The 11,547-nt window shown below is 34.1% G+C and carries 20 protein-coding genes; all 20 read right to left on the minus strand.

Going from position 1 to position 11,547, the window contains the following annotated elements:
- Positions 1–16: 16 nt before the first annotated feature.
- The 20 genes from AC4PG3_RS11135 to AC4PG3_RS11230 all read right to left on the minus strand — a co-directional run bounded on the left by AC4PG3_RS11135 (position 17) and on the right by AC4PG3_RS11230 (position 11,542).
- Positions 17–202 (minus strand): type Z 30S ribosomal protein S14, encoded by a 186-nt coding sequence (locus AC4PG3_RS11135; RefSeq protein ID WP_492196698.1) that lies wholly within the window; start codon positions 200–202, stop codon positions 17–19.
- Positions 203–219: 17 nt separating this feature from the next.
- The gene (rplE, locus tag AC4PG3_RS11140; RefSeq protein WP_492196699.1) at positions 220–762 is read right to left on the minus strand and encodes a 50S ribosomal protein L5; all 543 of its coding nucleotides are present in this window, start codon (positions 760–762) and stop codon (positions 220–222) included.
- 28 nt (positions 763–790) lie between these two features.
- Complete coding sequence (gene rplX / locus AC4PG3_RS11145) at positions 791–1,105, minus strand: 50S ribosomal protein L24 (protein WP_492196700.1); 315 nt, start codon at positions 1,103–1,105, stop codon at positions 791–793.
- 15 nt (positions 1,106–1,120) lie between these two features.
- Positions 1,121–1,489 (minus strand): 50S ribosomal protein L14, encoded by a 369-nt coding sequence (rplN, locus tag AC4PG3_RS11150; protein ID WP_492196701.1) that lies wholly within the window; start codon positions 1,487–1,489, stop codon positions 1,121–1,123.
- A 29-nt stretch (positions 1,490–1,518) separates the two neighbouring features.
- Positions 1,519–1,773 (minus strand): 30S ribosomal protein S17, encoded by a 255-nt coding sequence (gene rpsQ / locus AC4PG3_RS11155; RefSeq protein ID WP_492196702.1) that lies wholly within the window; start codon positions 1,771–1,773, stop codon positions 1,519–1,521.
- A gap of 6 nt (positions 1,774–1,779) precedes the next feature.
- On the minus strand, positions 1,780–1,986 hold the full coding sequence (rpmC, locus tag AC4PG3_RS11160; RefSeq protein WP_492196703.1) for a 50S ribosomal protein L29: 207 nt from the start codon (positions 1,984–1,986) through the stop codon (positions 1,780–1,782).
- A complete protein-coding gene (gene rplP / locus AC4PG3_RS11165; protein WP_492196704.1) occupies positions 1,976–2,419 on the minus strand; it encodes a 50S ribosomal protein L16 in 444 nt (147 codons plus the stop codon). Before rplP ends, rpmC begins: the two co-directional genes overlap by 11 nt.
- Before the next feature lie 24 nt (positions 2,420–2,443).
- Complete coding sequence (gene rpsC, locus AC4PG3_RS11170) at positions 2,444–3,115, minus strand: 30S ribosomal protein S3 (RefSeq protein ID WP_492196705.1); 672 nt, start codon at positions 3,113–3,115, stop codon at positions 2,444–2,446.
- 17 nt (positions 3,116–3,132) lie between these two features.
- Entirely contained in the window at positions 3,133–3,468 is a 336-nt protein-coding gene (gene rplV, locus AC4PG3_RS11175; RefSeq protein ID WP_492196706.1) for a 50S ribosomal protein L22, read from the minus strand.
- A gap of 17 nt (positions 3,469–3,485) precedes the next feature.
- Positions 3,486–3,770 (minus strand): 30S ribosomal protein S19, encoded by a 285-nt coding sequence (gene rpsS / locus AC4PG3_RS11180; RefSeq protein WP_492196707.1) that lies wholly within the window; start codon positions 3,768–3,770, stop codon positions 3,486–3,488.
- Between the two features lie 26 nt (positions 3,771–3,796).
- Positions 3,797–4,627 (minus strand): 50S ribosomal protein L2, encoded by an 831-nt coding sequence (gene rplB, locus AC4PG3_RS11185; RefSeq protein WP_492196708.1) that lies wholly within the window; start codon positions 4,625–4,627, stop codon positions 3,797–3,799.
- Between the two features lie 26 nt (positions 4,628–4,653).
- Positions 4,654–4,947, minus strand: a complete 294-nt coding sequence (rplW, locus tag AC4PG3_RS11190; protein WP_492196709.1) for a 50S ribosomal protein L23 — start codon at positions 4,945–4,947, stop codon at positions 4,654–4,656.
- Positions 4,947–5,570 carry a 50S ribosomal protein L4 gene (gene rplD / locus AC4PG3_RS11195; protein ID WP_492196710.1) on the minus strand — a complete coding sequence of 208 codons (624 nt, stop codon included), beginning with the start codon at positions 5,568–5,570 and terminating at the stop codon, positions 4,947–4,949. The genes rplW and rplD overlap by 1 nt, the downstream gene beginning before the upstream one ends.
- Before the next feature lie 23 nt (positions 5,571–5,593).
- Positions 5,594–6,226, minus strand: coding sequence for a 50S ribosomal protein L3 (gene rplC / locus AC4PG3_RS11200; RefSeq protein WP_492196711.1), 633 nt, complete (start codon positions 6,224–6,226; stop codon positions 5,594–5,596).
- A gap of 55 nt (positions 6,227–6,281) precedes the next feature.
- The gene (gene rpsJ / locus AC4PG3_RS11205; RefSeq protein WP_492196712.1) at positions 6,282–6,599 is read right to left on the minus strand and encodes a 30S ribosomal protein S10; all 318 of its coding nucleotides are present in this window, start codon (positions 6,597–6,599) and stop codon (positions 6,282–6,284) included.
- A gap of 309 nt (positions 6,600–6,908) precedes the next feature.
- Positions 6,909–8,102, minus strand: a complete 1,194-nt coding sequence (gene tuf, locus AC4PG3_RS11210) for an elongation factor Tu (RefSeq protein WP_492196713.1) — start codon at positions 8,100–8,102, stop codon at positions 6,909–6,911.
- A 44-nt stretch (positions 8,103–8,146) separates the two neighbouring features.
- Positions 8,147–10,216, minus strand: coding sequence for an elongation factor G (fusA, locus tag AC4PG3_RS11215; RefSeq protein ID WP_492196714.1), 2,070 nt, complete (start codon positions 10,214–10,216; stop codon positions 8,147–8,149).
- Positions 10,217–10,270: 54 nt separating this feature from the next.
- The gene (rpsG, locus tag AC4PG3_RS11220; protein WP_492196715.1) at positions 10,271–10,741 is read right to left on the minus strand and encodes a 30S ribosomal protein S7; all 471 of its coding nucleotides are present in this window, start codon (positions 10,739–10,741) and stop codon (positions 10,271–10,273) included.
- Between the two features lie 118 nt (positions 10,742–10,859).
- Entirely contained in the window at positions 10,860–11,273 is a 414-nt protein-coding gene (gene rpsL / locus AC4PG3_RS11225) for a 30S ribosomal protein S12 (protein WP_492196716.1), read from the minus strand.
- 26 nt (positions 11,274–11,299) lie between these two features.
- A complete protein-coding gene (locus AC4PG3_RS11230) occupies positions 11,300–11,542 on the minus strand; it encodes a ribosomal L7Ae/L30e/S12e/Gadd45 family protein (RefSeq protein ID WP_492196717.1) in 243 nt (80 codons plus the stop codon).
- Between the last annotated feature and the right edge of the window lie 5 nt (positions 11,543–11,547).

An 11,547-nucleotide genomic window follows, 5' to 3' on the forward strand; every position in this document is an offset into this window, starting at 1 on the left:
TTTCATAGCCTTATAACTACCAACTTGCTTTTTTCACTCCAGGGATTTGACCTTTATGAGCCAATTCTCTAAAACAAATACGGCATACTCCATATTTTCTTAAATATGCATGTGGTCTTCCACAAATTTTACATCTACTATATTCTCTCGTACTAAATTTTTGTTTTCTTTTTTGTTTAGCAACCATAGATTTCTTTGCCAATGTTTTTGCCTCCTTTTTTACTTTTTAAAGGGCATTCCCATTTCTTGTAAGAATACTCTAGCTTCCTCATCAGTATTAGCTGTAGTAACTACAATTATGTCTAATCCTCTTAAAGCATCAACCATATCGTATTCTATTTCAGGAAATATCAATTGTTCTTTAATACCTAAAGCATAGTTTCCTCTACCATCAAATGACGTAGAACTAACTCCTCTAAAGTCTCTTACTCTAGGCAAAGCAATATTCATTAACTTATCTAAGAAGTTATACATTTTTTCTCCTCTTAGAGTAACTTTAGTTCCTATATTCATGCCTTCACGAAGTTTGAAATTAGATATTGATTTTTTAGCTTTAGTTATAACTGGTTTTTGACCAGCGATAATTTCTAATTCCTTTACAGCTGATTCTAATTTTTTAGGATTTTCTTTTGCTTCTCCAACCCCTATATTAATTACAACTTTTTCAAGCTTTGGTACTTCCATTATATTTTTATATTGAAATCTTTCCATTAAAGACTTAACTACTTCATTTTCATACTTTTCCTTTAATCTGGAAGTCATTTTTTATTACCTCCTCTCACTCTTTATCTTATTTATCTAAGACTTCGCCGCATTTAGCGCAAGCTCTTACTTTTTTTCCATTTTCTAATATATTATGAGAAATCCTAACACCTTTTTGGTCTTTTTCACAGTAATACATTACTTTAGAAGAATCCATAGCACCTTCATATTTAACTATTCCACCAGGTTTAGTAGGTCCCATAGGTTTATTATGCTTAGTAATCATATTTACGCCTTCAACTACAACTTTATTTTCTCTAGGTAAAACTTTTAATACATTTCCAATTTTACCTTTATCTTTACCAGAAATTACTACTACTTTATCTCCACTTTTAACATGCATACTTTACACCTCCTCTTATAACACTTCCGGTGCTAAGGATATTATTTTCATAAATTTTTCGCCTCTTAACTCTCTAGTTACAGGTCCAAATATACGAGTACCTACTGGGTTTTTATCATCTTTTATAATTACTGCAGCATTGTCATCGAATTTTATATAAGAACCATCCGGCCTTCTAACTCCATGTTTTGTTCTTACTACTACTGCTTTTATAACTTCACCTTTTTTAACAACCCCACCAGGTGTTGCACTTTTGACACTACATATCACAACATCTCCGATTTGTGCGTATCTTTTATTAGTGCCTCCTAGTACTCTTATTACTAAGAGTTCTCTTGCCCCAGAGTTGTCAGCTACAGCCATACGACTTTCTGTTTGGATCATTAAAATACCTCCTTTTTAAGTAAAAAAATTTACTTAGCTTTTTCTATAATGCCTGTTACTCTCCATCTTTTATCTTTACTAAGGGGTCTAGTTTCCATAAGTTTAACCTTATCACCTATACCACATTCGTTATTTTCATCATGCGCTTTAAATTTTGTAGTCTTTTTTAATTTCTTTTTATATAAAGGATGTGTAGTAAGCGTTTCAACTGCAACTACTACTGTTTTATCCATTTTATCGCTTATTACTGTTCCAGTTCTAACTTTTCTATTTCCTCTTTCCATTTGAGATTAAACCTCCTTTCTTATACCTAATTCTCGTTCTCTAATGATAGTCTTTACACGAGCTATATCTTTTCTAACAATATTTATTCTAAAGGGGTTATCTAATTGACCCGTAGCCAATTGAAATCTCAAGTTGAACAATTCTGTTTTTAATTCTAATACTTTACTATTTAATTCTTTATCTGACATTTGACGTATTTCCTTAGCTTTCATTAGCTTCACCACCCTTTTCTTGCCCTTCATCACGAGTGACGAATTTAGTTTTAATAGGTAACTTTTGAGCCGCTAGTCTCATAGCCTCTCTTGCATCTTCTTCAGACACACCACCCATTTCAAACAAAATTCTACCAGGTTTAACAACTGCTACCCAATATTCTGGTGCACCTTTTCCAGAACCCATACGAGTTTCAGCAGGTTTTTCAGTTACAGGTTTATCTGGGAACACTTTTATCCAGATATTTCCACCTCTTTTTACATATCTAGTCATCGCACGTCTTGCAGCTTCTATTTGATTAGAGGTAATCCAAGTTGGCTCTAATGCTTGTAAGCCGAATTCGCCATATGTTATTGTATTGCCACGTTGTGCTTTACCTTTCATTCTTCCTCTGTGAACTCTACGATATTTAACTCTTTTAGGCATTAACATATTATATTTCCTCCTTCCTACAGTTTACTTAACTGTTCTTTTTTTTTCTTCTTTTTCTACTTTTTTAGTAGGAAGAACTTCACCTTTATACAACCATACCTTTACACCAAGCTTACCATAAGTAGTATCAGCTTCTGCAAATCCATAATCTATGTCTGCTCTTAGGGTTTGTAGAGGTATAGTTCCTTCACTATATCCTTCTGTTCTAGCCATATCAGCTCCGCCTAATCTTCCAGATACCATAGCTTTTATTCCCTTTGCACCAGATCTCATAGTTCTTTGCATAGATTGTTTCATAGCTCTTCTAAAAGATACTCTTCTCTCTAATTGCCCAGCAATATTTTCAGCAACTAATTGAGCGTCAAGTTCAGCTACTTTTATTTCTTCCACATTTATAACTGCGCTTTTTCCTGTCATTTTTTCGACTTCTAATCTTAACTCTTCTACACCAGATCCACCTCTACCTATTACCATTCCAGGCTTAGAAGTGTAGATGTTAATTTTAACTCTATTTGCAGCTCTTTCTATTTCAATTCTAGATATTCCAGAAATAAATAATTTTTTCTTTATATATTTACGAATTTCATGGTCTTCAACTAAAAGATCTCCAAAATTTTCTTTATCTGCATACCATTTAGATTCCCAATCTTTAATTACTCCGACTCTAAAACCATGTGGGTTTACTTTTTGACCCATTAACTATCCCTCCTTCTCTAATCTCTCTCTTCAACTATTACTCCAATGTGACTAGTTCTCTTTAGTATCGGATATGCCATTCCTCTAGCTTTAGGTCTAAACCTCTTCATATGAGGACCATCATTAGCATATGCCCTTTTAACATATAAGTTTTCTCTATCTAAATCTAAGTTGTTTTCCGCATTTGCAATTGCAGAATTCAAAACTTTCTCAAGAACTTTAGCACCTTTTTTAGGTGTAAACTTCAGCATAGATAGAGCTTCGTCTACTTGTTTGCCTTGAATTTCACTACATATATAATTTACCTTTAGTGGTGAAATACGCACATATTTTGCTATAGCTTTTGCTTCCACTATAATCCCTCCTTACTCTATCTAACTGTAGATGTTTGTTCGCTTTTTCTTGAATGACTTCTAAACGTTCTTGTTGTTACAAACTCGCCTAATTTATGTCCTACCATATCTTCAGTAATATATATTGGCACATGTTTTCTACCATCATGTATAGCTATAGTGTGACCCACTAATTCTGGGAATATAGTAGAACGACGAGACCAAGTTTTTATTACTTGTTTTTTATTATCTTTATTTAATTCTTCTATTTTTTTCATAAGATGATCGTCTATAAAAGGTCCTTTTTTCAGAGATCTACCCATCAATATTCCTCCTTTCGGATATTAATCTATTTCTTTCTTCTTCTTACTATATATTTATCAGATTTTTTACCTTTTTTTCTAGTCTTAAGTCCAAGTGCAGGTTTTCCCCATGGAGTTAATGGCGCAGGCATACCTACAGGTGTTCTACCTTCTCCACCACCGTGAGGGTGATCTACAGGGTTCATGGCACTACCTCTAACAGTAGGTCTGATTCCTTTATGTCTAGATTTACCAGCTTTACCTATAACTAGGTTTTCATGATCTACATTTCCAACTTGACCAATAGTAGCTCTACACTCTAAATGTACAAGTCTAAATTCTCCAGATGGTAATCTAAGTTGTGCAAATTTGCCTTCCTTAGCCATCAATTGTGCTTCCGCACCAGCAGATCTTACCATTTGAGCACCTTTACCAGGTTTTAATTCCACATTGTGTACAGTTGTACCTACTGGAATATCCTTAAGTTGAAGTGCATTTCCTACTTTGATATCTGCCCCTTCTCCTGATTCTATTACATCTCCAACCTTCATGCTATTTGGTGCAAGTATATATCTTTTTTCACCATCTACATAATTGATTAGAGCTATATTTGCAGTTCTATTTGGATCATATTCTATAGAAGCTACTTTTCCAGGAATTCCATCTTTATTTCTTTTAAAATCTATTATTCTGTATTTTCTCTTAGCTCCACCACCTCTATGACGAAGCGTAATTATACCACGAGCATTTCTTCCTCCGCTTTTTTTCAAACTCACAGTCAATGACTTTTCAGGTTCTTTTTTTGTTATTTCTTCAAAAGACGAAACTGTCATTTTCCTAAGAGCAGGGGAAGTTGGTTTGTATTTTTTCATAGCCATTTTATTTACCTCCTTCTATAAAACTTTTACTCCATACCCTCAAAGAATTCGATAGTCTTAGAGTCATCAGTTAATTTTATTATAGCTTTTTTCCAGCTTGGTCTTCTACCAGAGTGCATACCTTGTCTCTTAATCTTACCCAAGACATTCATAGTGTTTACATTTTTCACTTTTACATCAAATACGCTTTCTACAGCTTTTTTAATTTCACTTTTATTAGCTCTTTTATCTACCATAAAAGTATATTTACCCTCTGCCATATCTTCCATGCTTTTCTCAGTTATTATCGGTTTAATGATAATATCGTGTGGAATACGCATTATGCATACACCTCCTCAACTTTTGTTAAGGCTTCTTTAGTAATAATAAACGAATTGTATTTTAAAATATCATATACATTTAAATTGTTAACTACCGTTGTAGCTACACTAGGAATATTGCTAGCTGATTTTATAGTGTTAAAATCATTATTAGCAGTTACTATTAAAGCTTTTTTATCTGCATTTAAATTAGATAATACTTTAACCATTTCCTTTGTTTTAGGCGTGTCAAAATTTAATTCATCTACTACTATTAATTCACCATTTTCTACCTTCGAACTCAATACTGATTTCATAGCAAGTCTTCTAACTTTTTTAGGCACTTTGTAGCTATAATCTCTTGGTTTTGGTGCAAATGATACTCCACCACCTGTCCAATGAGGTGCTCTTATACTACCTTGTCTTGCTCTACCAGTTCCCTTTTGTCTCCAAGGCTTCCTACCTCCGCCTCTTACTTCAGCTCTAGTTTTTACTGATTGAGTTCCTTGTCTTTTATTTGCAAGTTGATTTTTAACAACTTCATATACTACATGTTGGTTTATTTCTATACCAAATATACCTTCGTTTAATTCTATCTCTTCAACTTGTTCTCCTGACATATTATAAACATTTACTTTAGGCATTTTAATCCTCCTTTCAGCCTGAATTATTTATTGTTAATTGTTGTTGGCTTTATACTTACTAATCCTTTTTTAGGTCCTGGGATAGCTCCCTTTATAAGTATTAGATTGTTGTCTACATCTACCTTAACTATTTCTAGGTTTTGAACAGTAACTTTTCTATTTCCCATTCTTCCAGCCATTTTATGACCTTTAAATACTCTTCCTGGGTCAGTTCCTGCAGACATACCACCTGGAGCTCTATGGAATTTAGAACCATGTGTTTCACGACCTCTAGCAAAGCCATGTCTCTTTATAACACCTTGTGTTCCTTTTCCTTTAGAATTCCCTGTTACATCTACCATATCTCCCATTTCAAATATATCGACTTTAATTTCTTGTCCTATTTCAAATTGCTCTGGATCTTCAACAGCGAACTCTCTTAAATATTTTTTATATCCAACTTCACTTTTATCAAATTGTCCTTTTAAAGGCTTTATTGTCTTGCTTTCTTTTATATCTTCAAATCCAATTTGGATTGCATTATATCCATTTTTTTCTACAGTTCTCTTTTGGATTACCACAAGAGGGCCTGCTTGTATAACTGTTACTGGAGTAACACTTCCATCTTCTTGGAATATTTGTGTCATTCCTACTTTTCTCCCTAAAATACTTTTCATAATTGCACCTCCTATTATTTTACAGCGGATTACTACAAGTAATCTTATAAAGTAATTATAACTTTATCTCTATATCTACTCCTGCAGGTAAATTTAATTTCATAAGTGAATCTACAGTTTTTTGGTTTGGATTCAATATATCTATAAGTCTTTTATGAGTTCTTTGCTCAAATTGCTCTCTAGAATCCTTGTATTTATGAACCGCTCTCAATATTGTAACCACTTCTTTTTCAGTTGGTAGTGGTACCGGTCCCGAAACATCAGCTCCAGTTCTTTTAGCAGTTTCAACAATTCTTTCAGCTGATGAATCTAAAAGTTCATGATCATAAGCTTTTAATCTAATTCTTATTTTTTGTTTACCATTCTTTGACATTTAATTCCCTCCTCCTATCGCATGTTTTACTTACATGCGACTTAGAACCGCCAACACACTCTCCCGGGTGTGTTGTATTTTTATTAAAACAGCAATTCCAGTCGCCCGATTTTTAACCGGACATTCTCAGCAAAAATTCCCTGGTTTAACAGCCACCTTTTGCGTCATCGCAATGTCGAAAATTAAGCACTACTATAGTGTATCCTAATTCGGGCAAAAACTCAAGGTTTTTTTACTAAAAACTTATATTTATTTATAAATTAAAAATAGGAAATGAAGGAGAAAAAACTCCTTCATCCATATTTAAAATTATCCAATAATCTTAGTTACAACTCCTGAACCTACTGTTCTTCCACCTTCACGTATTGAAAATCTTAGTCCTTCTTCTATTGCTATTGGTGTTATAAGTTCTATAGTGAATTTGGAGTTATCTCCTGGCATTACCATTTCTACTCCTTCTTCTAATTGGATATCTCCTGTTACATCTGTTGTTCTGAAGTAGAATTGTGGTCTATATCCGTTGAAGAATGGTGTATGTCTTCCACCTTCATCTTTTGATAGTACATATACTTCTGATTCGAATTTTGTAAAAGGTTGTATTGATTTTGGCTTTGCTAATACTTGACCTCTTTCAATTTCTTCTCTTTGTACTCCTCTTAGTAATGCTCCTATATTATCTCCTGCTTGTGCTTCATCTAGTAGTTTTCTAAACATTTCTACTCCTGTTACTACTACTGTTCTTGGAGCTTCTGCTAATCCTACTATCTCTACATTGTCTCCTGTTTTTACTACTCCTCTTTCTACTCTTCCTGTTGCTACTGTTCCTCTTCCTGTTATTGAGAATACGTCTTCTACTGGCATTAGGAATGGTTTATCTGTATCTCTTTCTGGTGCTGGGATGTACTCATCTACTGTCTTCATTAATGCTACTATCTTATCTCCCCATGGTCCTTCTGGTTCTTCAATTGCTTTTAAAGCTGACCCTACTGTGATTGGTGTTCCATCTCCATCAAAGTCATATTCAGATAGTAATTCTCTTACTTCCATTTCTACTAATTCGATTAGTTCTTCGTCATCTACCATATCTTCTTTGTTTAAGAATACTACTATTTTAGGCACTCCTACGTTTCTTGATAGTAAGATATGCTCTCTTGTTTGTGGCATTGGACCATCTGCTGCTGATACTACTAGAATTGCTCCATCCATTTGTGCTGCTCCTGTGATCATGTTCTTTACATAGTCAGCATGGCCTGGGCAGTCTACGTGTGCATAGTGACGAGCATCTGTTTCGTATTCTACGTGAGATGTCGAAATTGTAATTCCTCTTTCTCTTTCTTCTGGAGCTTTATCTATATTGTCATAGCTTACTCCTTCTCCTGAACCAAATCTGTTGTTTAATACTATTGTGATTGCTGCTGTTAGTGTTGTTTTACCGTGGTCTACGTGTCCTATTGTTCCTATGTTTACGTGGGGTTTATTTCTTTCAAATTTTGCCTTACCCATTTTTACTCCTCCTCAATAATTAAAATTTATATTTTTATAATTTATTATTCTTTACCTATTACTTCTTCAGCAATACTATTAGGTACTGGTTCATAATGGTCAAACTGCATAGAATATACTCCTCTACCTTGAGTATTAGAACGAAGATCTGTTGCATAACCAAACATTTCAGAAAGAGGTACATATGCATTTATTACTTGAGCACCACTTCTTAGTTCCATTCCTTCTATTCTTCCTCTTCTTGAGCTTACATCTCCCATTACATCTCCCATGTACTCTTCAGGCACAACTACTTCTACCTTCATCATAGGTTCAAGTAATACAGGATCTGCTTTTGCCATAGCTTGTTTAATAGCCATAGATCCAGCTATTTTAAATGCCATCTCTGACGAGTCTACATCATGATACGAACCATCATAAAGAGTTACTTTTACATCTAAAACTGGATATCCACCAACAATACCTGATTGTAAAGCTTCTTGTATACCAGCATCTACTGATCCAATATATTCTTTAGGGATTGCTCCACCTACTATTTTGTTTTCAAACTCATAGCCTTTTCCTGGTTCTTGAGGTGCAATTCTAATTTTTACATGACCATATTGACCACGTCCACCAGATTGTCTTGCATATTTAGTGTCTGCTTCAGATTCTTTACGAATTGATTCTTTATATGCAACTTGAGGATTTCCTATATTTGCTTCAACTTTGAATTCTCTTAAAAGTCTATCAACGATAATCTCAAGATGTAATTCACCCATACCAGCAATTATAGTTTGACCAGTTTCTTCATCTGTGTATGTTCTAAAAGTAGGATCTTCTTCTGCTAATTTAGCCAAAGCCGCACCTAATTTATCTTGACTTGCCTTAGATTTTGGCTCTATAGCTACACGAATTACTGGCTCTGGGAATTCCATTTTTTCTAGAATGATAGGATTGTCTTCATCACATAGAGTTTCCCCTGTACCAGTATCTTTAAGACCAACTGCTGCAGCTATATCTCCTGCATATACTTCGTCTACTTCTTCTCTCTTGTTTGCATGCATTAAAAGAATTCTACCTATTCTCTCTTTTTTACCTTTAGAAGAGTTTAATACATAACTACCTGACTTTAAACTACCTGAATAAACTCTAAAGTAAGCAACTTTTCCTACATAAGGATCTGATACTATTTTAAATGCTAAAGCTGAAAATGGCTCATCATCATCTGAGTGTCTAGCTTCTTCTTCTTCAGTATTTAAGTTTATCCCCTTAATAGCTGCTATATCAGTTGGTGCAGGTAGATAATCTATTATAGAGTCTAATAGAGGTTGAACCCCTTTATTTTTATAAGAAGATCCACATAATACAGGAGTTATTTCTACTTGTAAAGTAGCATTTCTAATTCCCCTAATTATTTCCTCAGTAGTAAGCTCTTCTCCTTCAAGATATTTCATCATTAATTCTTCATCAAATTCAGCAATAACCTCTACAAGCTTTTCTCTGTGTTCTGCTGCTAATTCTCTCATGTCTTCAGGAATATCAGTTACTTCTATATCCTGTCCTAAATCGTCATTATATATCCTGGCATTCATATTAACTAAGTCAACTACACCTCTGAAGTTATCCTCTTTACCTATAGGTAATTGTATCGCTATGGGATTTGCCTTAAGTCTTGTTCTAATCATATTTACTGCATTAAAAAAGTCTGCTCCAACAATATCCATTTTGTTAACGAAAGCTAAACGAGGCACGTCGTATTTATCAGCTTGCCTCCAAACAGTTTCAGATTGAGGTTCTACCCCACCCTTAGCGCAAAATACTGCTACTGCACCGTCTAAGACTCTAAGAGATCTTTCAACTTCTACTGTGAAATCCACATGGCCTGGTGTATCAATTACATTTATTCTGTAATCATTCCACATACAAGTAGTTGCAGCAGAAGTAATTGTAATACCTCTTTCCTGCTCTTGTTCCATCCAGTCCATTTGAGCTCCACCCTCGTGTGTCTCACCTATCTTGTGTATTTTACCAGTGTAAAATAGTATTCTTTCTGTGGTGGTTGTCTTTCCTGCATCAATATGAGCCATTATGCCTATATTTCTTGTTTTTTCTAATGAAACTTTTCTTGGCACAATTTTTCCTCCTTCATAATTGTTTCTTAGATCTTGCACTTAAAAAGAGATTTACTAGAATCTATAATGTGCGAAAGCTTTATTAGCTTCTGCCATTTTGTGTACTTCTTCTCTCTTCTTAACGCTAGCCCCTATTCCATTAGATGCATCTAGGATTTCTTTATATAGTCTTTCAACCATAGTTTTTTCTCCTCTTCCTCTAGAATATTTAACTAACCATCTAAGTCCTAATGTTTCTCTTCTATCACTTCTTACTTCCATTGGTACTTGGTAAGTTGCTCCACCTATTCTTCTAGCTTTTACTTCTAAAACAGGCATTATATTGTTCATAGCTTTGTTGAATACTTCAAGTGAATCTTCACCAGTCTTTTCTCCAACTTGCTTTAAAGCATCATATACAATATTTTGAGCTATACCTTTTTTACCATCTAACATTATATTATTTATCAATTTAGTTATAACCACATCATCATATATAGGATCTGGCATAACTTCTCTTTTTGGTATATGTCCTTTTCTTGGCACTATACTTCCCTCCTTAACTATAATAAAGTAAATTCATTGGTACTCGACAAAATTTTGCCGTGTGCGCCAAAATGCATCTATATAAACGGAAATTTTATTTCCTGCACTTTGTCGTTTGTTATTTTTTAGGTTTTTTAGCACCATATTTAGATCTTGCTTGCATTCTACCATCTACACCAGCAGTATCTAATGCACCTCTAACAATATGATATCTAACACCTGGAAGGTCTTTAACTCTTCCACCTCTAATTAGCACAACACTATGTTCTTGTAGATTGTGTCCAATTCCAGGAATATATGCTGCAACTTCCATTCCATTAGTAAGTCTTACCCTTGCAACCTTTCTCAAAGCTGAGTTTGGTTTTTTAGGAGTAACAGTTCTAACAGATACACATACGCCTCTTTTTTGTGGTGAATTAACAGTTGTCTCCTTCTTTTTTATTGTATTTAAGTTTACATTTAAAGCTGGAGTTTTAGATTTAGTTTCAACTGATTTCCTTCCTTTTCTAATTAATTGATTAATAGTTGGCATCAAGGCACCTCCTTTTATATTGGTATTTATTTTAATAATGCAGCAACTGCCGCATTAATATCAATTCCACAAGCCTTTCCCAACTCATTCATATTGTCTACATGAACAATTTGGATTTGCTTGTCTTCACACAGTTTTGATACATCTGATGTAATCCCTTCATCTGCATCTGCTGCAATAAAAACTGTATGTGTTTCAGATTTATTTATAGCTCTTTTTACTTGTTTTACACCTACGACTTTATTGTGGCTTTTCAATCTATTAGTCATAAGAT

The organism is Tissierella sp. QWL-11 (assembly GCF_058683765.1).